The following is a 26,436-nucleotide window of genomic DNA, read 5'->3' as shown; positions in this document are numbered from 1 at the left end:
CAGATGGGAGAGTTTATATCCAAATGGTTTTGCGTCGCGCCAAACAAACGGACAGTGGGACAGGCAGAGGGAAAAAGTTGGCGATTATATCGCTTGCAGGCATATTGTGGGTTGGACCGGTCATTGGAGCGGGCGGCTTTGCGCCGTTGAATTGGACAGGGGGCTCGGTGGCCAGCGCCGCCTCTGCGGTCAAGCTGGGGGAGGAAATCCTTACTTCGGGGGCTATTTTGATGAAGTACCGGTACAGTACCTCCTCAGGAACAGCTCTGGCGGATGTCATTCGTGTCGATCTTAACAATCCGTATGTAAAGCTGGATGTCATGACAGGCCAGGGAGGACAGTTCACGACACGGCAAAGCACGGAAGGCATGGCAAAAGAAACCGGGGCTGTGGCAGGAGTTAACGGTGATTATTTCAACACCTCCCGCGAAGGCGCGCCGATCGGCGGACAGGTATCCGACGGCGAACTGATGTCCACTCCTTCCGATTTGTCGGGTATGTATGCTTTTGCCGTGACGAAGGATGGCACTCCTATGGTTGAGCAATTTACATTTGAGGGCACTATTACTGCTGACGATGGTTCTTCGTTTGAACTGGCCGGCATTAATAAGGCTGCCTATACTCCTGAGACGTCGGGCGGCAGCTACAGCCACTCGAATGCCGCCTATATCTACACATCCGCATGGAAGGCGCTGGAACGGCCGGAAAACAGTTCAACGACTCCGACGGAGGTTCTGGTCGAGAACGGGGTTATTACCCAAATCGCGGAGAATGCTGCGCTGCCGATTGCAGTGCCGGAGAACGGTTATATTTTGCGCACGCACGGCAAAGCGGCCGATTTTGTCAAGCAGCATCTGGCCGTAGGGCAGTCGGTTACGACAAACTATAAGCTGCTTGTGAAATCGAGCGGCAAAGAAATCGATCCATCAACCCTGCAAATGATGATCGGCGGCCATACCATCCTGGTGAACGAGGGCAAGGCATCTTCTTTCTCCCGCAGTGTAACCAGCATCGGAGGAACCCGCGCCCGCACGGCTATAGGGTATTCCAAGGACAATCGTTATGCCTATTTGATCGCTGTAGAAAAGAACGGCAGCAGTGCCGGTATGTCGCTGAACGAGCTGCAGTCATTCATGACCAGCATCGGTGTATGGAAAGGCCTGAATCTGGACGGCGGCGGCTCCACAACATTGGTGACCCGCGATCTTGGCAATACCGAGCCTGATCTGACGTTCAACACCGAATACGGCACGCAGCAGCGCAGCATTGTCAATGGAGTGGGCGTTTATTCGGAAGCTCCGCAAGGAACACTGAAGGGCTTCACGGTCGGCGGAAGCAAAACGCTGCTGATCGGCCAGACCGGAAGCTATACGTTGAAAGGTTATGATACCTACTACAACCCTTATAATATTGGAAATACGAACGTTACCTGGTCATCCGGCAACCCGGCGGTAGTCTCGGCCAGCGGGGGTACAGTTAAAGGCGTGAAACCGGGAACGGCGACCCTGACCGCCAAGAGCGGCTCGGCGACAGCGACTACGAAGGTTACTGTGCTGGGAGCGGAGGGTATATCCTCCTTGACGGCCGGCAGTGGTACAGGCTCCCTCAGCAAAGGAACGACCATGTCCATTCCGGTGACGGCCAAAACAACGGACGGACAGAATGTAAGCATTTCCGCCGATGCGCTGAAATGGGAGTTTATCGGCTTTAAAGGCAGTGTCAAGGGGAACGAGCTGACTGTGTCCTCTGTGGACGCCGGAGCTGAGGCTGGATATGCCATCGGCCGCTATGATGGCTTCAGCACGGTGGTTACTCTGACAGCGGACGGCGGAAGCAGCATGTGGGAGGATTTTGAAAATGCTGGCTACGATGTGAGCTTTACCACCAACGCGCAGGGAGTAACCGGCTCGGCAGCCATCATGGCTGGCAGCGGTGAGAAAGCGGGCTCGAAGGTTTTCCAAATGGATTATGACATGACAGGTGGTTCCGGCAAAATGTACGCCTATGCCCAACTGAACGGCACCTCCGGCAAAACCATTCAAAGCCCGGCGACAGGCATCTCGATGGATGTGCTTGGGGACAAAAGCCTCAACTGGCTGCGGGCCGAGATTGCGGATGCGGACGGTGACACGGTGTATGTGGACCTTGCCAAAGCGATTGACTGGAATGGCTGGAAGTCACTGAGCGCGGATCTGAGCGGACTGGATATTGCTTATCCTGCGAAGCTGAAGCGTCTCTATGTTGTCAACGTGGAAGAAGGACAGGATGAGCGGGCCAAAACAGGAACCGTAGCGTTTGATAACATTGCGTTAAATGCTCCCGGTACGGTAAGCAACAAAGGACTCAAGACCGGAACGGCCCAGATGAGCATCGGCAGCAAGTCCATGACCGTGAACGGCAACCAGACGGCTATCGATGCCGCACCGATTACCCGGAATGGCTCTACCTATGTGCCGATTAAATACATTCTGGATGCGTTTGGCGGGCAAGCGCAGTGGAATGCCTCCGCGCAGCGCGTGACGGTGATCCGTGGCGGAGTGCTGATGGACCTTAATGTGAGTGAAAAGCAGTTTGTCCTGAATGGGAAACGCAAAAATGCAGACGTGGCGCCTTTGGTGTTAAATGGCAGGACTTTAGTCCCGTTAAGACTGGTATCTGAGCAGCTAGGGCTTACTGTAAAATGGGAGCAAAAAACGAAGACCGTTACGATCCAATCATGATATGGTATGATATATACCTGAAAAGCTAGGATTGGAGATTAAAATTCGTGGATTTTCAAGCCGATGTCATAGACCGAGTCATCAAAAACGCCATCCAGGTGATGGAGAAGAGCAAGTACCAAATGTTCGAAGTATTGGATTCGGCACGGTCCGAGCTTATTAATTTGAACCAGGAACTGCAGACGGTGCTTAAGGAAACGGCCGAGACGATCGAGAAGGTCGATCAGTTGGAGATGAACTACCGGCGCTCGCGGATCCGGCTGACGGAAGTCAGCCGGGATTTTGTCCGCTATTCGGAAGAGGATATTAAAACGGCTTATGAAAAGGCTACACAGCTCCAGCTGGACCTGATGATCTACCGTGAGAAGGAGATCTACCTCAAGGCGAGAAGGGATGATCTCCAGAAGCGGGCAAAGAGCGTTGAGGCATCCGTGGAGCGGGCGGAAACGATCGGCTCGCAAATGGGCGTGGTGCTGGAGTATTTATCAGGGGAGCTGGGTCAGGTGACCCGGATTATCGAATCTGCCAAGAATCGACAGTTTATTGGTTTGAAAATTATTCTTGCACAGGAAGAAGAACGCAAACGCATTTCGCGTGAAATACACGACGGGCCTGCGCAACTGCTCGCTCATCTAGTGCTTAGGGCGGAAATTGTAGAAAGAATGCTCGCCAAGCAGGAATTCAAGATGGTACAGGACGAAATAATAGATTTGAAGAGACAGGTCCGTTCCAGCCTCGAAGAAATGCGCAAGGTCATTTTCAATTTGCGTCCGATGGCGCTGGATGATTTGGGTCTTATTCCTACGCTCCGGAAGTATGTTCAGGACTTTGAGGAAAAGACGAAAATAAGGGCGATCTTTGAAACGAGGGGGAAGGAGCACCGTCTCTCTTCCGCGATGGAAGCGGCCATTTACCGTTTGATCCAAGAAGGCCTCACCAATGCCGCAAAACATGCCTATCCAACTTTTGTACTAGTAGAGATCACATACCAGGCACAGTTGGTTAAAATCGTTGTGCAGGATAACGGACTGGGATTCAAACCTGAGTTATTCGAACAAAAGGGCAAAGATCACAATCACTTTGGCTTGATTGGCATGCGAGAAAGGGTTGAACTGCTCGAAGGGAGAATGGAGATCGAGTCCGCGGAGAACCAGGGGACGAAGATCGTCATTCATATCCCGACCAACGTGGAGAAGGGAAAGGAGTAATAGGATGGAAAATCATGACAGTGGAACTGCAGCAATTAAAGTCCTCCTGGCTGATGATCATCAGCTGTTTCGTGAGGGACTGAAGCGTATTTTGAATATGGAAGAGGATATCGAAGTTATCGGAGAATGCGGTGACGGCATCCAGGTGCTCGAGTTTTGCAATGAGGAGAAACCGGACATCGTGCTTATGGATATTAATATGCCTGTGGAGAACGGCGTGGAGGCTACCGAGAAGCTGCGCGAGATGTTCCCGGATGTGAAAGTCATCATTCTGTCGATTCATGATGATGAAAGCTATGTTTTTGAGACGCTTCGTAAAGGAGCTAATGGATATCTGTTGAAGGACATGGAAGCGGAGTCGCTGATCAATGCGATTCGTTCCGTACATGAAGGATACGCGTTTATCCATCCGAAGGTTACTGGAAAGCTGATTCAGCAGCTGCGCCGGATGACCTATTTGAATGAGACAGGTGCCATGGCTGAAGGACATTCCGCTGAGGCCGGCGTAAAATTTGTGGCTGGCGAGAACAATCCGCTGACTCGGCGAGAAGCCGAAGTGCTGCGTCTGATGGCAGAAGGCAAGAGCAACAAGATGATCGGGGAATACCTCTTTATCAGTGAGAAAACCGTAAAAAACCATGTCAGCAGCATTTTGCAAAAGATGGAGGTAGACGACCGTACCCAAGCGGTAATCAACTCCATCAAGTACGGCTGGGTTACTCTGTAATCGGCAAGGCTGTCACTCCTTCCCTCGTACCGGCATATATTGTCGCTATGAGGAGGTGGGGCTTCCATGGCAATTCAACTGGCATGGATCTTGCTTGTGTACGGTCTGGCGGCCGCCGTGGTTCGTTTGCTTTATATACGGCATGCGGCCGAATTGCAAACAGGGCATCGGAAGCGCCCTGATAAACGGCGCATTCATTATATCCTGATTACTTCCAACCATGAGCTGTGGGTGGAATGGGTAGTCAGAGTGCTGGCGGCATATTCCTGCTTGCTGAATCGATCCTTGCACATATCGGTCATAGATGATCAGTCGGAGGACTGTACGGTGGGTATTCTGGAACGGCTGGGCCGTACGGGCGGATTTGAGCTGGCTGTGATCTCAAGTCCATTCACTGCGGTACCGCCAGTGGTGGAGTTGGAGGCTGGGGAAGCCCAGGCGGTGCTTGACCTGAGAACGATGAAGCCTTCCGATAAGATCCCGTTTGTCCGCTGAATCCAGCAAGGATTTGTTAACATTTAACAATATGAATAGTGAAGGAGTGAAGCACACTTTCTGCCGATCGGCATGGGAGGAGTGCTTTTTTGCTATAGTATGGGGGCGAGGTCACGTATACAATAACAGAAATAGTTTTGTTGTTAAATAAGATAGCTGCTTAATGATTAATATGATAAACCTTTATTCATCTGAATTTTAAACAGAAGTGTGAAGCACACACCGATGCCTGCGGGCTGGTGTGTGCTTTTTTTGTGTGGCAAAGAGTGTTGAAGGGGGCGAAGGTATGAAGGTGGCTGTGTATGTGCTGAGAGGTGATAAAGGCTGGGAGATGAATCTCTCGCTGGATCTGGAGGCTGATCAAATGTGGAGAGAAATCAGGGCACAGAGGAAGGGTGAATCTGGCGGTGATGCTGAGATGATATTACTGGGCGCAGCGTTTCCGCTTCCGTGGGCGCTTAAGCTATGTGGCGGGTTTCGCAGCCTGCCGGACATGAACACCTGGACGCTGCAAAGGTGGGAGGCTTATGCGGCTGCCCGGCTACGGGAGGAGGTTGCGGCCGAGCAGCCCAGAGGAGGCAGGGGCATTTTGGAAAGAGCAAGGCTGTTGGGATCGGCAGATGGCAGGAAGGACAGCTCGGGGTTTGGGGAAGGGCCGACAGGGGGGATGGGAGAGTCGGCTTGGGAAAAGCTGCAGCGAGGGGCGGACGAGCTTGCCGGACTGCTGGCCGGCAGGAAGCTGCTCGCGCCCGAGCTGGAGGCGCTGCTGGCGGAGGCAGCGCCAGCGTTAAGCGCAAGCTGGCGCGCTGCCGCGCAGCTTGCGCATCTCCAGGGCCGGCTCGGCTTTGCCGCCGGCCTGACTGCGCCGCGCGCTTCGCGGGCGCGGCGCGGTGAGCTGCGCTGCCGGCGCTGCGGCAGCGTGGCCAGGGCCCGCACGGCTTGCGCCTCGTGCGGGCTGGCGGGCTGCGCCTACTGCGAGGCCTGCCTCGCGCTGGGGCGCAGCCGCGCCTGTTCGCTGCTGCTTCATGCGGCAGCAGCAGCCGTGCCGGCCCTGTGCAGCCAGGCCGGCAAGCCCGCCCCCACCCTGGAGAGGTGGGGGCTTAGCCCGGCGCAGCGTGCCGCCGCCGAGGCGGCGCTGCGCTTTCTGGCCGCGCCGGCTGTGGGCGCGGCCGCCAGGTCCGCTGCGCCTGTGTGGCTGCAGCGGCTTCGCCGCCTGGGCCGGCCGCCGGCAGAGACAGCAGCGGCCGGGCAGCCCCTCCATGCCGACCGGCGCTTCCTGCTGTGGGCCGTAACAGGCGCGGGCAAAACAGAGATGATTTTCCCGCTGCTGGATGAAGTGATCCGGCGGGGCGGGAGTGCGCTCGTGGCATCCCCGCGCCGCGATGTCGTGCTGGAGCTTGCGCCTCGGCTGTCCAAGGCTTTTCCCGATATTGACATGGCCCTCCTCTATGGCGGCAGTCCTGAGCGTTGGAAAAAAGGGCGGCTGACCCTGGCAACAACGCACCAATTGTTAAGGTTTCACCAGGCGTTTGACCTTGTTATTGTGGACGAAATTGACGCTTATCCCTATCACAACGATCCCATGCTCGCATATGCGGCTGAGCATGCATGTCTCCCGGAAGGCAAATTCATTTATCTGTCGGCCACACCGCCTGCCACGCTGCAGAGAGAAGCAAGACAGGGTACACTGGCGCATGCCAGGGTGCCGGTGCGTTTTCATCGTCATCCGCTCCCTGTACCGATAAGACTGGCGGGAGCTTCTGTAAGCCGCTGCTTGCAGCAACGAAGGCTGCCTTCCTCCTTGCTCTCACGGCTTCAGGCATCCCTTGCCCGGGGCGCGCAGGTGTTTTTGTTTGTCACACGCATAACCCAGATAGACCCTCTGGTAACATTACTGTCCGCTTCCTTCCCCGATATCAGGGTGGCGGGCACTTCTTCCCAGGATCCCGACCGGAGCGCCAAGGTCAGCAGCTTCCGGAATACAGATATCCGGCTGCTGGTCACGACGACGATACTGGAGCGGGGAGTTACGGTTCCCAGGAGCGATGTCTACATTTTGGATGCCAATGACTCATTGTTTGATGAGGCCTCGCTTGTACAGATGGCCGGCAGGGCCGGGCGCTCCAAGGATGATCCCAGAGGCAAGGTCGTTTTTGTCTCACCTGAATGGACAAAAGGGCAAAAACAGGCGATAGCCCATATCCGCGCCATGAATGCGCTGGCCTCAAAGCTTGGCTATTTAAAATGAACCTATTGTAGCTGGCACTGCTGCTTTTATATATCCGAACTTACGAAGGAGGTATCAACATGCCCGTTGTATCCTTGGCGTCCCTGGGCCGGCAGCTTCAGGAACTGCTAAAACCCCCGGTTAACCGCTGCCTCACCTGCGGAGGCCGTGCCGTACTTAACGCAGGATTGCCCGGTATATGCAGCCGCTGCGCACAGCGAATTCCATGGATCGGCCGCATCCGCTGCAGCTGCTGCGGCCGTCCTGTCGGCTGCCCGGATTGCTTGCGGCCAAACCGGGTGGAACGAGCTTTCGCCTGCAACCGCAGTGCTGTTGCCTACACGGCCGAAATGAAAGAATGGATTTCGTGGTACAAATACAGGGGCGAAGAAGCGTATGAGCCTTTGCTGGCTGCGATGCTGGGCAGGGCTTATGCGGCTATGCAGTCAGAGCTTGCGATCCGGGATCAGGGAGCGCGTACCCTTGAATCCACAGGTTTATTTATGAAGAAATGGAACAGGTATAAGATAGAGCGGTGGCAGCCCGATCTCATCACCTGTGTACCGGTGAGTGAGGAAAGACTGGCGGAGCGCGGCTTCAATCAGGCGGAGAGGCTGGCTATGTTCCTGGCTGCCGACAGGCGCATCCCTTTTTGTCCGCTGCTTGTCAGAAACCGCGATACCGGCAAACAAAGCTTTAAAACCCGCAGAGAGCGAGGCGATTCCATGAAATCCGCCTTCTCCGCATGGCCTGGCATTCAGGAATTATTGTGGGAAGCGAGGGAGCGCCGCAAGGGTTCTTCACGAATCCATCACCCGCTGCGTGTGCTGCTGGTAGATGATATTTACACAACCGGAAGCACGCTTGAGGCGTGCAGCCGTGTCCTTCGCAGTGAAGGCGAGGCCATCGGGCTAAAGCTCGAAGTTTATGGACTTACCTGGGCAAGGTCCTGATGATGATTAAAATGCCGCAGCCTGCTGCCGATATATTCACTAAGGGGAGCAAAATGCATGTTCACGCAAAAATAAGTCGGACAACAGCCAGCCCCCACTAGACGAAGCATCCGCATATCGTGTACTCTATAAAGATCAGAGGTGCGTGTATCGGAAATGAGAGGAGCAATAGAACGAGATGAATATTGACAATTGTCCTCGCTGCGGCAAACTTTACGCGGTTAACATTCGGGAACTATGCCTTAATTGTATTAAAGATATTGAAAGAGAATATGAGGTATGTGTACAATACCTGCGTGATAACAGGGGTTCCAATATTCAGGAGTTATCTGAAGCGACGGAAGTGAGCGTCAAGCAAATCACCAAATTTATTCGTGAAGGCCGTATTTCCGTTATGAATGCGCCCAACATGATGTATCCATGCGAAGTGTGCGGAACCCTCATTCGCGAGGGCCACATGTGCGATTCCTGCAGAACGCGACTTACGAAGGAGCTGACAGAGGCGACACGCAATGAAAATGCACGGGACCAGGGCAATAACATGGGCTCGTCTACCTACAGTGTCATCGACAAAAAGCGCTCTTTCTAGTACAGTGGAATTAAATACACTTGACGCTATTCAAAATGCTTTGTAAACCGCCGATAATCTTAAATAGAGCTTATCGGTTTTTTTATATTTCTCGATAAAATTTGCCTATAAAATATTGAAACATTAAGGAGGGTGGAAGTTAAGTTATGAAAATTAACGAGACCAACCGCATCGGTGCCATTAACCCATATCAACGAAATATCGAATCCAATATTCAGGAAAGCAAGAAGAAAAACCAGCGCAAGGACGAGGTATCCATCTCCGCAGAGGCTATGGAAATGCTGCAGCGCAGCAGCAACACGGATCGGGCCAACCGAATCCAGGAATTGAAGCAGCAGGTCGCTTCAGGCACGTATAAAATTGATGCGGACAAAATTGCAGAGAAGCTGCTGCCGTTCTTCAAGCAGAATGCTGATAACTAGGTGAACGAAAAATGCCATTAACACTGCTGCTCGGAACACTTGAACGGTTAAATGAGGCTCATCTGCAGTTAATTGAACTGGGCCTTGAGAAGAAAGAAGCCCTGATCAGGAATCAAGTGGACCATTTAATTGCTGTGATGACACGGGAATCCAGAATGTCCAAAAGGATTGAACAGCTGGAACAGGAGCGGGTAGAGAATGTTCATCTATTCCTGCAGGAACGTGGCATTAAATCCAGGCTGAATCTTACGATCAGAGAATTATCAAGACTGGTTTTTGAGCAGGAAGAGAAGCAGAGGCTGCTTCAGATCCAGTCCGCCCTCGGCTCCACGCTGAAGCAGCTGAAGGAGCTGAATGATCTCAATCAGCAGCTGATACAGCAGGCTATTTCGTACATTGATTTTTCTATTGAAAGCATGTCCTATTACTCTGAATCAGAAGTGACCTATACGCATCCGGCCGAGAAGCAGGCTTCCGGCGGGCGCCGTGGCCTTTTTGATACACGTGCCTAACTGGAGGAGAACAATATGGCCTCAACTTTTCATGGGATCGAAACATCCAAACGAGGGTTAAATACCCAAACGGCTGCATTAAACACAACAGGGCATAACATATCTAACGCCAATACACCCGGTTACACACGGCAAGTCGTCAAGATGCAGGCGTCTGAGCCGATGGAAGCCATCGGAATGAACCGTTCGGTGGTTCGCGGGCAATTGGGAACCGGGGTACAGTTTAACGCGATTGAACGTGTCAGACAATCCTTTCTGGATAACCAATACCGTAACGAAAATACCTCCCTCGGTGCCTGGAGCATCCGGTACGACACGCTGGATAAGCTTGAAACCATTATGAATGAACCTTCAGATACGGGGATCCGCAAGGTGCTGGACAACTTCTGGAATGCATGGTCCGACCTGAGCCAGGATCCCCAGGATGTGACCAACCGCAAAATCGTAAAAGAAACGACATTAGCGTTAACCGACGCGATGAACCAGGTCGATAAGCAATTAAACGCGCTGACCGGTGACCTGACTAGCAACATTACACTGAAAACTACGGAAGTGAATTCCCTTCTGCAATCCATTGCGGATTTAAATGGAAATATCACCAAACTGGAGGGCTTGGGGGATAATCCCAATGATCTGTATGACCAGCGTGATTACGCAGTAGACCAGCTTTCCAAGCTGGCTAATGTGACCGTGACTCAACTGGATACAGGATATCAGGTTACGGTTGCAGGACAGATTGCTGTAGCGGGAACACAGGTGACGGCAACAACAGCAGATGCGTTAAAGGCTGCTTATGACGGCGGCACGCTGACAGGCGGGGAGATCTACGGCATGTTCGTGTCCCGTGACAAATATGTGGTGGATTACAAGGCACAGATGAACCAGTTGGCCAATACGCTCGCGAATGGAAATATAGAAATCACCTTGCCTGCAGGCACGGTACTGCCAGAGGGAACGGTGCTGAATACCGGCCCTGACAACACACCTGTAACCTATTCCGATGCTAACGGGAACAGAACTTTAACTTCCGATTTGAAAGTGACCGTTGCAGGGATCAATGGATTGCATCAACTGGGCTACACACTGAGCGGTACCACTCCACAAAAGGGCGGACTCTTTTTCACCACAAAGGATGGAGGTCCGGTCACAGCAGGCAATATCACACTTAATCCGGATATCCAGAGCGACCCGAATAAAATTGCCTCTTCCCTGCGTGTAAATGGTGCAGGAACAACGGATGAAGCAGTAGTGGTCGGTAATAATGGTCTGGCGCTGGCTATGGCGAGCCTAAAGAATGTCTCGTTTGATTTCGGGTCTTCCATGTCCAAGCCGACAACGACGGACGACTTTTTCAGCTCGATTGTGGGCCAGCTTGGAGTGCAAACGGAAGAAGCGGACAGACAGGCGAAGAATGCGCAGCTGCTTACCGAGCAGGTGGATCTGAACCGTCAAGCAGTCAGCGGAGTGTCGCTGGATGAGGAAATGACTAACCTGATTAAATTCCAGCATGCATACAGCGCAGCTTCCCGATTCATGACGACATTCGATCAGCTGCTGGACAAACTGATTAACAGCACAGGCCGTGTAGGTCTTTAATTAGCTCTTTTAGCATAGGAGGTAGGACATGCCTATTCGTGTAACCCAAGGGATGACCACAATGCAAACGCTCAGCAACCTGAACCGCAATTACAGCAATATGAGCAAAATGGAAAACCAGATTTCGACCGGCCGCAAGCTGAACAAACCCTCCGATGACCCGGTGGGTGTGACCTATGCGCTTCGTTACCGTGCCGAGCTGGCGTCAAACGAACAGTTTCAGTCGAATGCGGATACAGCCTTGAGCTGGCTCGATTTTACGGATTCCACCATGCAGCAGGCGACCAGCGTGATGCAGCGGCTCAAAGAGCTGACCGTACAGGCTTCGAGCGGAACCGTGCCCCAGTCCGGCCTCGACGCTGTTAAGATGGAAGTACAGGAATTGAAGGAGCAAATGACGAATATCGGCAACAGCCAAATCCGGGGTAAGTATATTTTTAACGGGCAAAATTATGATCAGGCTCCATATGAGCTTTCTGCAACCGTCACGCAATATTCCCAGATCACACCGGATACCAATCCGGTAGAATATGCGATTGGGGACCAGTCCAAATTTCAGGTGAATACATCAGGCAGTGACTTTTTCGGTACCGCGACGGAAGGTGACAATGTTTTCAAAGTCATGGATGACTTAATCGATGCTTTAACAAGAGGCGATTACGAAGATATTGGTGCTCAATCCGACAAAATTGAATCCAGATCCATTAAAATGCAAGCAGGCCTCTCCGAGGTGGGCGCGCGTACGAACCGACTGGAACTGGTTCAATCCAGGCTCGATGACCGGAACCTGAACCTGACGACACTGCAATCCAAAACAGAAGATGCAGATATCGCCAGTCTGATGATTCAGGCCACTTCTGCCCAGACCATATACCAGGCGGCTTTAAAGTCGTCGGCCCAAATCATGCAACCCACACTTATGGATTTTATGAATTAACACCAGCTATTTGTGGGTATGTTTAGCTGCGGACGGAAGGTCCGTAGCTTTTTTGCTAATCAAAGGAGGAACCATAAAGTGAGTCCTACGCAGAATATTTTTCATTTTCCCAAAGGCCTGCCGGGCTTTGAAGAGCTGCACGAATTTTATTTGCAGGCGCATAATGAACTATTCAGCTTATTAAGCGCAGTTGACCAGCCTGCCGTATCGTTTATTACGGTCAATCCGTTTGATTTTCATGCCAATTACGAATTTGAGCTGTCTGATGACACTATAGAAGAGCTTGGAATTCAGAATGAGAGTCAAGTAGCTGTCCGTTGTATTGTAACCTGGCATAGTCAGCAGTCACTCACTACCGTTAATTTGCTGGCACCTATCATTTTTAACACTGAAACCCGTACTGGAAAACAGGTCGTACTTCAGAATACAAACTATGCTACAAAGCATCCGTTATGGAATCCTCCAGTATCAGATGAGATGGATGGTGAGGGCTAATGCTGGTGCTGTCTCGGAAAAAAGGCGAGTCCATCGTTATTCAAAATAACATTGTTATCACAGTACTCTCTGTTGAAGGGGAGAATGTGAAAATCGGGATTTCGGCCCCCAAGGATATCGATATATATCGGAAGGAGATCTTTGAGGCCATCCAGCAGAACAATCAGGATGCGGTAATGGACTTGCAGGCTATTCAAAATGCGATGCTCGACATGGAGGGCCTTAATAACAATCAGGGCGACAATGAAAATCCGATTACAAATAAATGAACCTGCGCTTGGATACGCTTCATCAGGATTAATCTGATGGAGCCTTTTTTGGGTTGAAAATCAAATTACCAGAACAGCAAAAAAATATGCACCCGCTATAAACAAATCTGATGCTGCTGTCGATATATCATTTAGAGCGGGAATTCTTCAGGGCGGCCGACCTGTGAAGACGCTTATACCACAAGGATGTGGGAATTACACCATTTCAGGGAGGAAAAATCCAATGATTATCAACCACAACGTACCAGCTTTGAATACACACCGCAATATGGGCTTGAACAACGCTGCAGCAAGCAAAAACATGGAGAAGCTGTCTTCCGGTCTGCGCATTAACCGTGCTGCTGATGATGCTGCCGGTCTGTCCATCTCCGAATCGATGCGCGGTCAAATCCGTGGTCTGGAGCAAGCGCAACGTAACGCTCAGGACGGTATCTCTTTCGTACAAACAGCAGAGGGTGCAATGAACGAAGTATCCGCAATGCTCACACGTATGAAAGAATTGAACGTTCAAAAAGCAAGTGGAACTTATGGAACTGGAGATAAAGCTAACATTGACCAAGAGCTGACTCAATTGGGTGGTCAAATTGATCAAATCATGACCACAACTAAATTCAATGGTATGGATATCACTGCGGGAGCTACCATTGTCGTTGGTGATAAGGATGCTACTACCATCACCATTGATAAAATTACTGTAGATTCATTTAAGGGTCTGACCAAAGATAAATCCACTGCCGACATTGAAACAGCTATTACTGCTGTATCTACTGAACGTGCGAAACTGGGTGCTGTGCAAAACCGTCTGGAGTACACTTCCAACAACCTGGGAACTACAGTTGAGAACCTGACTGCAGCAGAATCCCGTATCCGTGATACAGATATGGCTAAGGAAATGGTTGCTCTGTCCAAGAATAACATCTTGCTGCAAGCTTCCCAATCTATGCTAGCTCAAGCCAACTCTGCTCCACAAGGCATTCTTTCTTTGCTTCGTTAAGATTGGCATTCATTTTAGAGGTCTTGATTTTTCAAGGCCTCTTTTTTGTTGTGTTTGGAAGTGAATTCGGGGATTTTCTTCTCGTTATTCTAAATTAAGTACAGCTTTAACCGATATATATATTAATTAGTTAATTAGATGATATATCAGGATGCTTTATGAGCGAGTGATTTAATATCAGGAGGATGATGTATGGATACAAAACTGATACCGAAAGTTTCTTCACCGGGTTCAACATCCTCATTCACTAATCCATTGGCTTCATCGACAGGCACTGTAGTATCTGAGCCAATGCAGAGTGGTGGGACAAGAACTTCAAGTTATGTCCCTCAGGATCAGGAAAAAGTAATTGCCGATTTGCAAAAGGCAATTCGAGCTATTCAGGGGCCCCAGAAGCAATTTGAAATCTCCATGCACGAGCAAACGCATACCGTTATGATCAAGGTTATTGATAAAGAGACCGGGGATTTGATCCGCGAGGTCCCTCCGGAGAAAATTTTGGATCTTGCTGCACGAATGATGGAAATTACCGGATTGATTATTGATGAGAAAGTCTGAGGAGGATTAAAATGAGACTAACAGGGCTCGCTTCAGGGATGGATGTTGACTCTATGGTGGCTAAGCTAATGAAGGCTCAAAGGGCACCATTAGACAAGCTGAATCAACAAAAGCAATTGGTTGAATGGAAGCGCGAAGGGTATAGAGAAGTTGGCTCCAAGCTTATTACATTCTCAAATACAACCTTAATGGATCTGAGTCTAAGCAGCTCGACTCAAGCCAAAAAAGCGGAAGTCAGCGGGACAGCAGGGGTGCTGTCCGCCGCAGCGACAGGGGCCGCCAGTACCGGTACTTTGGATATTAGTGTACAGAAGCTAGCCACAGCAGCCAGTACAGCAAGCGCCACAGGGATAGGCAATAAACCCGGTTCGACACTTATTTCCACGCTTTCATCTGAAACAAAAATTACAATCAATAAGGTTGATATCCCTATCGATTCCACAGACACAATTGATTCCATGATAGCGAAGATCAATAATAGCAAAGAAGCAGGAGTAACAGCCGTATACGATCCTGCATCAGGCAAGCTTTCGTTAACGAATAAATCTACTGGTGCTGATGCGCAACTCAGCTTTGGCGGGGATATTCTTAGCAAATTTAATTTGGCTGCACCAACGTCCGGACAGGATGCGCAGCTCACAGTTAACGGGATTAGTATGCAGCAGGCATCCAACCGTTTTACACTGAATGGCGTAGAAATCAATTTGACGGGCACACACAGCGCCGGTCAGTCATCCAAAATTAACATAGTACAGGACACAGATAAAATTGTTGAGAATGTTAAACAATTTGTTACAGCATATAATGAAGTTCTGTCTTCACTGAATAGTAAGAGTGATGAAGAACGGTATTTAAAATATCAGCCGTTAACTGAAGAGCAAAAAAAGGATATGAGCGAAGATGAAATCAAGCTCTGGGAAGAAAAAGCCAAAAGCGGAATGCTTAAAAATGACAGCATTCTGAGACAGTCGCTTACCGATATGCGTACTGCCATCATGGGAGATATTGACCTTGGCAACGGAAAAAAAATAAATCTGGCCGACTTAGGAATCACAACTGGTACCTGGAACGAGAAAGGGAAGCTTTACCTTAATGAGGACAAGCTGAAGCAGGCCCTTGCCGCTGATCCGGAGGTTGTGTCCAAGGCATTCGGCTCCGGAAGTATTGCTTCATCCGGAAGCGGTCAAACTTACGAGCCGACTGATGGTATTTATACGAGACTGCGTAAAATTTCTCAAAGCTCTTTGGAAAGCATGGCTCAAAAAGCGGGAACTTCCAAAACGAACAGTGATCTCAATGCATCCTTTATCGCAAACAGCTTGATGGGGGTTGAGCTTAGGGATCTCGATAATCGAATTTCAAATATGAACAGTTTGTTAACAAGAAAAGAAACTCAATACTACAAGCAATTTAGCGCAATGGAAGTGGCAATGAATAAATATAATAGTATTTCCGGTTCACTTTCCAGCTTTATGTCTTGATTATAAAGGAGGACATATCATTGATTACATCACCGTATCAGAAATATCAACAGGCTCAGGCGCAGACGGCATCTAAACCGAAATTGTTGATTATGTTGTATGATGGAGCGGTTCGCTTCGTCAGCGCAGGCATTGAGGGTGTGGAAGAGCGGAACATTGAGAAAGCCAACAATAACTTTTGTAAAGCCCAGGCCATCATTCATGAATTAATTGCTTCTCTGAATTTTGAATACCCTGTTTCTAATCACTTGTTAGCAGTTTATGAGTATATGATTAATCGGCTAGTGGAAGCGAATATAAAAAAGGACAAGGAGATCGCTGAGGAAATATTGGGATACCTCGTGGACCTGAGAGAGGCGTGGCTAGAAGCGAGTAAGTCCCCCGGACTAACGATGGTGAACTAGTATGGACATTCAACAAATTTTGACAGAATTATCCCTTAAAACTAATCAAATAGCAGCAAGATTAAGTGAAGTGACCTATCAGGAGTTGGAGATCTTTACACAGCATAGGGAAGAGCTTGTACAGCAGCTTCTGGAACTCCAGTTCAAACCAACGGAAGATCAAAAAAAACAGATTGCCTCTATTCTCAGCTACGATCCCGAGATTAAATCGCGTATGGAATTTTTTAAAAACGAAGCAGCCCGGTTTCTGGAAAGACAAGGTGCAATTAAAACTCAACAGGCTGCTTATCAACAAATGTATATTCCAGGCAGCTTGTTTTTTGATAACCGGAAGTGATACAGATAAACCGAATTTTCTGTCATCGAAAATTCGGTTTTTTTAATATAGGCTCATGATCTGGCTTGGGGATGCCGATATAACTACGTATATAGAAGATGGGGTAAGTTACGAATGAACTTCACAGATTTTCTGGGTATAGGAGTGAAAGAATGAACACGAACGCCGCGCTCGTTCCAAAATATATGTTAGATTTCAAGTGTATTGGACCTGAATGTGAGGATAGCTGTTGTATTGGATGGAGGGTCCAAATTGATAAAACAACCTTTACCAATCTGACCAGTGTTCCCGAAAAATCTCTAAGAGAATCCATTAAACAGGGTATCGAAAAGATAGAAACACAATCAAGGACTAATGACCAATATGCAACAATGAAAATGGACAATGCTACCGGTTGCTGCTCATTGTTAAACGATCAGAAGCTTTGCACAATTCAAGCCTCACTAGGTGAGAGATATCTTGCACCCATTTGTGCTACGTATCCGCGTGTTATTTATGCGGTCAATGACCAGCAGGAAATCTCCTCCGTGATGTCATGCCCGGAAGCGGCCAGATTGGCTTTGCTGAATCCGGACAAAATGGAGTTTACCTACACAGACGCGATGCTGCAAAAAAACGCTCAAGTAAAGGGCAAAATTGCTACAAATCAATCACCCGATTCTTTCATGAATTTTTTCTGGGATATTCGAATTTTTGCAATTGAAATTATCCAAAACAGAAGATTTAGCTTTCCGCACAGATTAATGATTCTGGGACTATTCTGCGAGCAATTGCAGCAGCTTATTGATCAAAAGTTGGAACAAGAAGATGATATTAATGGCCTGATCAACAGGTTTAGAGACATGGTAGCCAACAATGAAGAGCTGCAGGACTATAAAACGTTTCCTGTTGATCAAGAATTTCAATTTATAACTCTTAACACTATTATATCTCAGAATTTAGGCAGTATTGGTTCGAATGCCAGGTTCGCTTCTTGTGTGCAGGATTACTTGGGTGGAATGAGTGAACATGAAGCCTCGGATGATACCATGACATTAGTGGACTTTTATAAGAAAGGTTTCGTTTCCTATTACGAACCTTTTATGGAAGAGTATGAATATATTTTCGAAAACTATGCCGTCAACTTTTTATACTCACATGTGTTCCCTAGGAGCGAAAGTAGAAATGTATTTAATGTATTTATTATTTTAGTAAGTCATTATGCTATTTTAAAGCTACTATTAATAGGGATATCTATTAAATATAAAGGTTTAACAAGCGACGCTGTTTTGAAGCTAATCCAATCATTTACTAAAATCTCTGAACACACCAATGTATACGTGAAAAATATAATAGATTTTCTCAACGAGAAGGATTATAAGAATATGGGTTATGTAAGCTTGCTTATTAAAAACTGAAAAACTTCTATAGTAATTAACAACCGTTCCTTGGGCCTAGCCAAGGAACGGTTGTTAATTATCCAGTATGGAGAATCGAGGCTGACAAAATGAAAATATCAAAATTTGTCGAGTATTCCCTAAAATATGCGAATAAAAATGCATTAATTACTTATGAATTTTCGACGAAATATGACAAGTACATTTGCTAAGCCGATATACTAGCCGTTGCTCAACCGTTCATCTTGTATCTGTTAATAATACTTTGTACTTTTTAGATTTCTTCCAGAATTTGCGGTTGGTTCCATCGGCAGTTGTAATAAAAAAATTCTCAAAGTATGATTCACTAGAATCAAAAAGGTTTAATAGTTAATCAATAGCTCAAGTTCAGAACCGGATTGGTCCATTTATGCTGTAATTCCAGTCAATTTACCAGTGGAAGAATAATGTATTAAACCATTTACATTTCCAATTGACAATGGATAAGCTTGGGTGGTATAGTCGGAAATGTGAGCGAGAGCTTCACTTCATTTGATGACGAAGGGAATGTTAGTGCATGCAAGGTAAAGTTAAATGGTTCAACGCAGAAAAAGGTTACGGTTTCATCGAAACTGCGGAAGGTGGCGACGTATTCGTTCATTTCTCAGCTATCCAAACTGAAGGCTTCAAAACCTTGGAAGAGGGACAAGACGTTGAATTCGACATCGTTGAAGGCGCTCGTGGACCGCAAGCAGCTAACGTAATCAAATTATAATCATCCCGGCATAGCCGAACTACATAATCGGTAAGATGGTTAGCAATTGAGAAAACGCTAGCATAAACCCTGGAATCTGATTCCGGGGTTTTTTTTGAGGGTTTGAGATAGTATAAACTTCGGAGCACGGTTCACTGATCTCACAAAAATAACTACTGTTAACAAATTTCTGCATTTGCCCATCCTGCTTTTTACTCCCGCTTAACAAATGTGGTATACTGGAGGGGCAAAGGAGGCGTGACATATGAACTTTACCGTTCGAGGTCAACAGATCGATGTTACTGACGCTTTGGGAGAGTATGTTGAGAAGAAATTCAGCAGGCTTGAGAAGTATTTCGATGCACCGCCAACAACTGATGGAAGTGTCACCTTAAGCACGACAAGAGGGCTGAGCACCGTGGAAGTAACCATTCCTTTGCCGGGGGTACTGCTCCGGGCCGAAGACAGGAGCGAGGACATGTACGCGTCCATCGACGCGGTAGCGGACAAGCTGGAACGCCAAATCCGCAAGCATAAAACCAAGCTGAGCCGCAAGTTCCGCCAGGAAGGCGGTTTGAAGTCGCTGTTCGTGGAGCAGTCGGCTGCGGAGGTGGAGGTTCTCGAGGCTGCAGAGGATGAGCAAAGCGATGAGCTGGAAGTGGTCCGCACCAAGCGCTTTTTATTGAAGCCGATGGATGTGGAGGAAGCCATCCTGCAGATGAACATGATCGGTCATAATTTCTTTGTATTCTCCAACATTGAAAATCAGGAAATAAATGTGGTTTACAAACGCAATGACGGGAAGTACGGTCTGATTGAGCAGGAATGACTGCTTACCCGGTGCGGATGAACCGCCATGACTAAGAAGATAAGCGAGCCCTTGTTCCAGGTATATGCCTGGACCGGGGCTTTTTTAGATTGCACTTTTTATAAAGTTTCAGTGAGTACATCGATAGGCATTTTCCTATGAACGTACGGATAAAGAGCGTGGAAATATGAAACCTATTTTATACCCGCTGCGTCTTTATTTAATACAATGAAAGGGAGTGGATTTTGCAGATATTGCCCAGCCCGTGTGTGTTGCGGCAACTCCCACAAACTGTTACAATTTAGCCAAAGACTTTTTTTCTGAAAATGGCAAGCTGAAAGGTATGAATCAATTTCATTTTCATGGACCCTTTTGTTTGTGAAATTGATTCCATCAATTGTTTTGCGCGAAAGGGGTAAGCCATGCTAGGCATAGTTAAGAAGATATTTGGAGACACGAATGAACGGGACGTCAAACGTCTGATGAAGACGGTTGACATGATTAATAAGATGGAGCCGGACTTTGAGGCGCTTACCGATGAGCAGCTGAAAGGAAAGACAGAGGAATTCCGCAGCCGTCTGGAGCAGGGAGCGGCACTGGACGAGCTTCTGCCTGAAGCGTATGCTACGGTGCGTGAGGCGTCCAAGCGTGTGCTGGGCAAGCGTCATTATGATGTTCAGATGCTGGGCGGGATGGCGCTGCATGAAGGTAAAATTTCCGAGATGAAGACGGGCGAAGGTAAAACGTTGGTCGGTACTCTGCCTGTATACCTGAACGCCCTTGCAGGGAAGGGCGTACACGTAGTTACGGTCAACGATTATCTGGCTCAGCGCGACAGTGCGGAAATGGGACAAATTTACGAATTTCTGGGCATGACGGTCGGTCTGAACCTGAACGGCATGGATCATGGCGCGAAGCAGCATGCGTATGCCTGCGATATTACGTATGGCACCAACAACGAGTTCGGCTTCGACTATCTGCGTGATAACATGGTGCTGTATAAGGAACAAATGGTTCAGCGCCCTCTGCATTTCTGCATTATTGACGAAGTGGATTCCATCCTGGTTGACGAGGCGCGGACGCCGCTGATTATTTCGGGGCAGGCACAGAAATCGACGGAGCTGTATTTTGCGGCAGACCGTTTTGTGAAGACACTGTCGGTTGAAGAGGATTACACGGTTGATGTGAAAGTGAAATCGGTAGCGCTGACGGAGAACGGCGTGTCTAAGGCGGAAAATTTCTTCGGTCTGGAAAATTTGTACGATCAGGGTAACGTGACGATTAACCATCACGTGGTACAAGCGTTGAAGGCGAATGTAATCATGCGCCGCGACGTGGATTATGTGGTGACCGAGGATGAGGTTGTCATTGTTGATGAATTCACGGGCCGCCTGATGGCCGGCCGCCGTTACAGCGACGGTCTGCACCAGGCGATTGAAGCGAAGGAAGCCATCGGTGTACAGAACGAGAGCATGACGCTGGCGACGATTACCTTCCAGAACTATTTCCGCATGTACCGCAAGCTTGCGGGCATGACAGGTACGGCCAAAACCGAGGAAGAAGAGTTCAAGAAAATTTACGGGCTTGAGGTACTGCAGATTCCGACGAACCGTCCGAACCAGCGCGTAGATATGGCTGATGTGGTTTATAAGAGCGTGAAAGGCAAATTCAAAGCGGTTGTTGATGAAATTGTGGAGCGCCACCAGAAGCAGCAGCCTGTGCTTGTCGGTACGGTATCGATTGAGAACTCCGAGCTGCTGTCCGAAATGCTGAAGCGCAAAGGCGTGAAGCACAAGGTGCTGAATGCGAAGTACCATGCGGAGGAAGCGGAAATTATTTCGCGTGCGGGCGAAGCCGGTGCGGTGACGATTGCGACGAACATGGCCGGCCGCGGTACGGATATTGTGCTGGGTGAAGGCGTAGCGGAACTTGGCGGGCTGCATATTATCGGTACGGAGCGCCATGAATCCCGCCGGATTGACAATCAGCTGCGCGGCCGTGCGGGCCGTCAGGGCGACCCGGGGTCAACGCAGTTCTATCTGTCTCTTGGTGACGAACTGATGAAACGCTTTGGCGCTGACAATGTGCTGAATATGATGGAGCGCCTCGGCTTTGAGGAAGATCAGCCGATCGAGAGCCGCATGATTACGCGTGCCATCGAATCCGCCCAGAAGCGGGTGGAAGGCAACAACTTCGATCTCCGCAAAGTGGTGCTGCAGTATGACGATGTGATGAACCAGCAGCGGGAGATTATTTACAAGCAGCGCCGTGAAGTGCTGGAGTCGGAGAATATCAAAGAAATTGTATTCGACATGATCAAGCCTACCATCGAGCGTATAGTTGAGGCACACTGTGGGGACGACATTCCCGAGAACTGGGAGCTTGAAGAAGTGGCTGAGTACGTCAACGGCAAGCTGCTGGAAGAAGGCGCAGTGAGCCGTGACGATCTCTGGGGCAAAGAGAAGGAAGAGATTGTCGAGCTGTTGTTCGAGAGAGTCACTGCCAAGTACAACACCCGTGAAGCAGAGATCGGCGAGGAAATGGTTCGTGAATTCGAGAAGGTTATTGTGCTGCGTGCTGTAGACAGCAAATGGATGGACCACATCGATGCCATGGATCAGCTCCGTCAGGGTATCCATCTCCGTGCTTATGGCGGTACGGATCCGTTGCGTGAATACCAGTTCGAAGGCTTTGAGATGTTCCATGAAATGATCGCCAGCATCCAGGAAGAGGTTGCGACTTACGTGATGAAAGCGAAAATCGAATCGAACCAGGAGCGTCAGGCGGTTGTGGATGAGAAGAAGATGTCCACCAGCGGAGAGCCTGCGACACCAAAACAGAACAGAGCAGCCCGGAGATCCAACAAATCGTAAGGCGACCGGAATTTTGGGATAGTATATGTATATATAAGGTTCATTTCACGAGAAGGAGTTTTGCGGAATGATTGATCCAAGTGTAAAGCATGATTTGCGTGAAATAAGCAAGAAACTAACAAATCTTAGGGGGTCTCTTTGACTTAGATCTGAAGCAGGAGATGATCGCCAACTTTGAGGAGAAGATGGCGGCCCCGGATTTTTGGGATGACAATGAGAAAGCTCAGGGCGTTATTGCTGAAATGAATGCAGTAAAATCCTCTGTTGACCAGTATGAGGAGCTCCGCAAGGAATACGAGGATGCTGCCATGATGGTGGAACTGGCTGATGAAGAAGGCGATGAGGAACTGGCGGCGGAGGTCACGAACAGCGTGTCTGCATTGGTCGCCAGGCTGGAGGAATTCGAGCTGCAACTGCTGCTAAACCAGCCTTACGATAAACTGAACGCTATTCTGGAGCTGCATCCGGGTGCAGGCGGCACCGAGTCGCAGGACTGGGGGCAAATGCTGCTCCGCATGTATACACGCTGGGGCGAAAAGCGCGGCTTCAAGGTGGAGACGCTGGACTATCTGCCAGGAGATGAAGCGGGCATCAAGAGCGTTACGTTGCTGATCAAGGGTTTTAACGCTTACGGTTATCTGAAAGCGGAGAAAGGCGTTCACCGCCTGGTGCGCATCTCGCCGTTCGACTCGTCAGGACGCCGTCATACATCGTTCGTATCCTGTGATGTCGTACCGGAGATTGCGGATGATGTGGATATCGAAATCCGCACGGAGGATCTGAAGATCGATACGTACCGTGCCAGCGGCGCGGGCGGCCAGCATATCAATACGACCGACTCGGCTGTACGGATCACCCACCTGCCGACAGGCATCGTGGTCACCTGCCAGAACGAAAGATCCCAAATCAAGAACCGTGAACGTGCCATGACAATGCTGCGGTCAAAGCTATATGAGCGTAAAATTGAAGAACAGGAACAGCATCTGGCCGAAATCCGAGGAGAACAATCGGATATTGCATGGGGCAGCCAGATTCGCTCCTACGTGTTTCATCCCTATAGCATGGTAAAGGATCACCGTACCAATGTCGAAACAGGCAACGTAGGCGCAGTGATGGATGGAGACCTCGATGCCTTTATCGACGGTTACCTGCGCAGCCAAATCAAGGTGGAAACCGAATAATGCAACCCTTCCTACACGAGGTGTATGTTTTTTGAGTACACTTTGTGTAGGAATTTTTTTGCCTAAATCATGTACGCCCTTGTCCGCTGCTGTACAGGTATTCTTTGGTGGCCGTGGGGTAACAACGAATATAACAATAAACGAGGTTAAAATACGTGTTCAAAAAGTCAGGTTTTCAGCACCGAGAAGGTTGGATGAAGCAGGGACTGAGGAGCGGAGCGTACTTGGGTACGTGAGCACCGGAAGTTCCGGCTGAATTCAAGATTCGATGTCGAGTCCGCTTCCTGACTTCCTTCGTGATCAAAAGATGACTTTTTGAACAACCTCTTAAAGGAGAAATTGAACAATGTCTTCATCTTATTCACCCTCTGAACGGAGAAAGCGAATCGCGGAAAGGATTCCTGTATCGGGGCCAAGGCGTAATGTGCTGGATGTCATTTTGATTATCTTAGGCTCCCTTATTACAGCACTGGCTTTTAACATGTTTCTGCTGCCAAGCCGGATTGCTTCCGGGGGAGTATCCGGGCTGTCGATTTTGGCGGAGGCCTGGTTCGGGCTGGAACCGGCTTTTACGCAGTGGGCGCTCAATATTCCGCTGTTCATTGCTGGCGTGCTGCTGCTTGGCCGGCAGTACGGCCTCCGTTCGCTGCTGGGCAGCGTGCTGCTGCCCCTGTTTGTCTATCTTACAAGCAACTGGCCTGTTCCGACGACGAACCCGCTGCTTGCTTCATTATATGGCGGGATTGGTGTGGGGCTCGGATTGGGGATTGTATTCAGGGGGCGCGGATCAACCGGGGGGTTGAGCATTTTGGCGCAGATTATTCAGAAATATACGGGCTTCAGCTTTTCGCTGTCCGTTGTGCTGCTCGATGGGACGGTCATTTTGCTGGCAGGCTTTGCTCTTTCACCGGAAAATGCGCTGTATGCCCTCATCGGCCTCTATATCACCGGTAAAGTTATTGATGCGGTGGAAATGGGACTTGGTTATTCCAAGGTGGCCTATATCATCTCTAATCACAAAGAGAAAATGGCCAAAGCTATTCTGGAGGATCTGGACAGGGGTTTGACCGAGCTGGCGGGCCGCGGCGGCTTTACCCAAGAGAATCGTCCGGTGCTGATGGTGGTGGTGGGGCAAAACGAAGTCACCCGGCTCAAAACACTCGTCAGATCCGTAGACCCGGATGCGTTCGTGATTATTGGCAACACGTATGAAGTGTTGGGCAAAGGATTTAAAAGAGAAAGCTAACCGAGAGGTCTTAACGGGCAGGATGGTTTTCCCGCTTGGGGCCTCTCAGAGGGCGTTGCCATTTCCGGTAGGCGGCGAACAGAAATGGCAGACCGCACGCGGAGGCGCAGGCGATCAGGCTGAAGACGAGTGGAGCGCGACCGGTGCCAAAGACGTCCAGCAGGAGACCTCCCAGCAACGGTCCCAGCATATAGCCGGTGTTCGACAAGCCCATAACGCCGAAATAGGTGGCCCGCAGCTCCTTCGTGGCCAGCTTGTCTACAAGTGTATCCGACAATGTGAAGACAAGCACTTCCCCCACGGAATAAATCAATGCGCCAAGCAGCAGCCACCAGAATGAGGTGAACAGGCCGAACATCAGCATGCTGCCGGACACGAGCACGCTGCCTGCCATCATGAGCAGCATGGGGGGCAGATAGCGGGCACAGCGCATGACAGGATACTGCACGGCAAGAACGGCGACGGCGTTCAAGGTCAGCATGTAGCCATAGAGCACAGGGCCATTCTCTACATACGGGCTTATGGTTAAATGCTGGGGCAGCGTTGTGCTGAATTGACCAAAGCCGATATTGGTCAGCAGTGAGCCGATAAGCAGAAGCATAAACAGTCTGTCGGCACTTGTTATGCGCAGGGCAGTGAGCATTCCCGGAAAGGCATGCTCTTCTCCGCCTATGTCTGATGCGGATTCCGGAGATGCGTGCCTTCTGAACTGAACAGCCAGTACCGCTCCGTATAAAAGGTAGACCAGACACGGAATGAGAAACAATGAGGCTGAACCTGCTGCTCCAAACCGAATGCCGATCAGCGGTCCCAGCATAAACCCGACGTTAATGGCCGCATAACGCATGTTGAACACCAGAAGCCGCTGCTCTGGCGGAGTGACATCGGATAGCAGGGCACGTGACGCTGGTTCGAATACCGAACGGCATACCCCGTTCAGCGCGTTGACGGCAAAGAACATCCACAGCTGATCCGCTGCGGCGAAGCCGGCAAATACGGCGGCCCAGCCGCAGGCGGAGAGCAGCAGCACCGTTTTGCGGCCGAGCCGGTCGGCAGCGTAGCCGCCCCAGAAGCTGCCAGCCAGGCCCGCGAGAGAGCTTACGGCGATAACAAGACCGGTTTGTGAAGGGGAGGCCCCCAGCGACTGTGTCAGGTAAATGGCCAGGAACGGCAGGCTCATGGACATCGCCATTCTGCTGCATACCGTGCCGATCATAATGGTCCAGGCCAAGGGGTGAATGGAGCGCATCTGTTGAAGCATGGGGGCACCTCATCTTCTATAAAGTGTGTTTTAT

The 26,436-nt window shown here is 49.6% G+C and carries 25 protein-coding genes; 24 read left to right on the top strand and 1 reads right to left on the bottom strand.

Annotated elements, in window-relative coordinates; translation table 11 throughout:
• The first annotated feature begins 23 nt into the window (after positions 1-23).
• The 24 genes from ACE41H_RS08060 (at position 24) to ACE41H_RS07945 (ending at position 25,141) form a co-directional block, all read left to right on the top strand.
• Positions 24-2,720, top strand: a complete 2,697-nt coding sequence (locus ACE41H_RS08060; protein WP_375354624.1) for a stalk domain-containing protein — start codon at positions 24-26, stop codon at positions 2,718-2,720.
• 47 nt (positions 2,721-2,767) lie between these two features.
• Positions 2,768-3,928 carry a sensor histidine kinase gene (locus tag ACE41H_RS08055; RefSeq protein ID WP_375354623.1) on the top strand — a complete coding sequence of 387 codons (1,161 nt, stop codon included), beginning with the start codon at positions 2,768-2,770 and terminating at the stop codon, positions 3,926-3,928.
• A gap of 4 nt (positions 3,929-3,932) precedes the next feature.
• Positions 3,933-4,655 (top strand): response regulator transcription factor, encoded by a 723-nt coding sequence (locus tag ACE41H_RS08050; protein ID WP_375354622.1) that lies wholly within the window; start codon positions 3,933-3,935, stop codon positions 4,653-4,655.
• 66 nt (positions 4,656-4,721) lie between these two features.
• A complete protein-coding gene (locus ACE41H_RS08045) occupies positions 4,722-5,150 on the top strand; it encodes a hypothetical protein (RefSeq protein WP_375354621.1) in 429 nt (142 codons plus the stop codon).
• Between the two features lie 286 nt (positions 5,151-5,436).
• Positions 5,437-7,398, top strand: coding sequence for an ATP-dependent helicase ComFA (locus ACE41H_RS08040; protein ID WP_375354620.1), 1,962 nt, complete (start codon positions 5,437-5,439; stop codon positions 7,396-7,398).
• Positions 7,399-7,457: 59 nt separating this feature from the next.
• Complete coding sequence (locus tag ACE41H_RS08035; protein WP_375354619.1) at positions 7,458-8,330, top strand: ComFC family protein; 873 nt, start codon at positions 7,458-7,460, stop codon at positions 8,328-8,330.
• 178 nt (positions 8,331-8,508) lie between these two features.
• On the top strand, positions 8,509-8,919 hold the full coding sequence (locus ACE41H_RS08030; protein WP_375354618.1) for a TIGR03826 family flagellar region protein: 411 nt from the start codon (positions 8,509-8,511) through the stop codon (positions 8,917-8,919).
• Between the two features lie 146 nt (positions 8,920-9,065).
• Positions 9,066-9,341 (top strand): flagellar biosynthesis anti-sigma factor FlgM, encoded by a 276-nt coding sequence (gene flgM, locus ACE41H_RS08025; RefSeq protein ID WP_375354617.1) that lies wholly within the window; start codon positions 9,066-9,068, stop codon positions 9,339-9,341.
• Positions 9,342-9,352: 11 nt separating this feature from the next.
• On the top strand, positions 9,353-9,853 hold the full coding sequence (locus ACE41H_RS08020; protein ID WP_375354616.1) for a flagellar protein FlgN: 501 nt from the start codon (positions 9,353-9,355) through the stop codon (positions 9,851-9,853).
• A gap of 15 nt (positions 9,854-9,868) precedes the next feature.
• Positions 9,869-11,449: a flagellar hook-associated protein FlgK gene (gene flgK, locus ACE41H_RS08015; RefSeq protein WP_375354615.1), complete on the top strand. Its 1,581-nt coding sequence runs from the start codon at positions 9,869-9,871 to the stop codon at positions 11,447-11,449.
• A 28-nt stretch (positions 11,450-11,477) separates the two neighbouring features.
• On the top strand, positions 11,478-12,386 hold the full coding sequence (flgL, locus tag ACE41H_RS08010) for a flagellar hook-associated protein FlgL (RefSeq protein WP_375354613.1): 909 nt from the start codon (positions 11,478-11,480) through the stop codon (positions 12,384-12,386).
• Between the two features lie 78 nt (positions 12,387-12,464).
• On the top strand, positions 12,465-12,881 hold the full coding sequence (locus ACE41H_RS08005) for a flagellar assembly protein FliW (protein WP_375354612.1): 417 nt from the start codon (positions 12,465-12,467) through the stop codon (positions 12,879-12,881).
• Positions 12,881-13,150: a carbon storage regulator CsrA gene (csrA, locus tag ACE41H_RS08000; protein ID WP_375354611.1), complete on the top strand. Its 270-nt coding sequence runs from the start codon at positions 12,881-12,883 to the stop codon at positions 13,148-13,150. The genes ACE41H_RS08005 and csrA overlap by 1 nt, the downstream gene beginning before the upstream one ends.
• A gap of 223 nt (positions 13,151-13,373) precedes the next feature.
• Positions 13,374-14,144: a flagellin N-terminal helical domain-containing protein gene (locus ACE41H_RS07995; protein ID WP_375354610.1), complete on the top strand. Its 771-nt coding sequence runs from the start codon at positions 13,374-13,376 to the stop codon at positions 14,142-14,144.
• Between the two features lie 192 nt (positions 14,145-14,336).
• Complete coding sequence (locus ACE41H_RS07990; protein WP_375354609.1) at positions 14,337-14,702, top strand: flagellar protein FlaG; 366 nt, start codon at positions 14,337-14,339, stop codon at positions 14,700-14,702.
• Between the two features lie 11 nt (positions 14,703-14,713).
• Positions 14,714-16,183, top strand: a complete 1,470-nt coding sequence (gene fliD / locus ACE41H_RS07985) for a flagellar filament capping protein FliD (RefSeq protein ID WP_375354608.1) — start codon at positions 14,714-14,716, stop codon at positions 16,181-16,183.
• Positions 16,184-16,203: 20 nt separating this feature from the next.
• Positions 16,204-16,587: a flagellar export chaperone FliS gene (gene fliS, locus ACE41H_RS07980; protein ID WP_375354606.1), complete on the top strand. Its 384-nt coding sequence runs from the start codon at positions 16,204-16,206 to the stop codon at positions 16,585-16,587.
• A 1-nt stretch (position 16,588) separates the two neighbouring features.
• A complete protein-coding gene (locus tag ACE41H_RS07975) occupies positions 16,589-16,924 on the top strand; it encodes a hypothetical protein (protein WP_375354605.1) in 336 nt (111 codons plus the stop codon).
• Positions 16,925-17,076: 152 nt separating this feature from the next.
• Positions 17,077-18,321 carry a flagellin lysine-N-methylase gene (fliB, locus tag ACE41H_RS07970; protein ID WP_375354603.1) on the top strand — a complete coding sequence of 415 codons (1,245 nt, stop codon included), beginning with the start codon at positions 17,077-17,079 and terminating at the stop codon, positions 18,319-18,321.
• A gap of 535 nt (positions 18,322-18,856) precedes the next feature.
• Positions 18,857-19,054: a cold shock domain-containing protein gene (locus ACE41H_RS07965; protein ID WP_375354602.1), complete on the top strand. Its 198-nt coding sequence runs from the start codon at positions 18,857-18,859 to the stop codon at positions 19,052-19,054.
• 244 nt (positions 19,055-19,298) lie between these two features.
• Positions 19,299-19,862 carry a ribosome hibernation-promoting factor, HPF/YfiA family gene (gene hpf / locus ACE41H_RS07960; RefSeq protein WP_375354601.1) on the top strand — a complete coding sequence of 188 codons (564 nt, stop codon included), beginning with the start codon at positions 19,299-19,301 and terminating at the stop codon, positions 19,860-19,862.
• A 401-nt stretch (positions 19,863-20,263) separates the two neighbouring features.
• Positions 20,264-22,714, top strand: coding sequence for a preprotein translocase subunit SecA (gene secA, locus ACE41H_RS07955; protein WP_375354600.1), 2,451 nt, complete (start codon positions 20,264-20,266; stop codon positions 22,712-22,714).
• A 67-nt stretch (positions 22,715-22,781) separates the two neighbouring features.
• Positions 22,782-23,895, top strand: a protein-coding gene (prfB, locus tag ACE41H_RS07950) for a peptide chain release factor 2 (RefSeq protein WP_375354598.1) whose coding sequence is annotated in 2 segments (ribosomal slippage) — positions 22,782-22,853 and positions 22,855-23,895 — 1,113 coding nt in all. Because the reading frame shifts where the segments join, the coding sequence is not laid out codon by codon here.
• Between the two features lie 346 nt (positions 23,896-24,241).
• A complete protein-coding gene (locus tag ACE41H_RS07945) occupies positions 24,242-25,141 on the top strand; it encodes a YitT family protein (protein WP_375354597.1) in 900 nt (299 codons plus the stop codon).
• Between the two features lie 10 nt (positions 25,142-25,151).
• On the opposite strand, the gene ACE41H_RS07940 is transcribed toward ACE41H_RS07945, so the two are convergent.
• On the bottom strand, positions 25,152-26,402 hold the full coding sequence (locus tag ACE41H_RS07940; protein ID WP_375354595.1) for an MDR family MFS transporter: 1,251 nt from the start codon (positions 26,400-26,402) through the stop codon (positions 25,152-25,154).
• Between the last annotated feature and the right edge of the window lie 34 nt (positions 26,403-26,436).

It is taken from the genome of Paenibacillus enshidis (assembly GCF_042136365.1).
Lineage (GTDB): Bacteria > Bacillota > Bacilli > Paenibacillales > Paenibacillaceae > Paenibacillus > Paenibacillus enshidis.
Note: the sequence above shows the minus strand (reverse complement) of the source record. Positions and strands in the feature narration are given on the sequence as shown.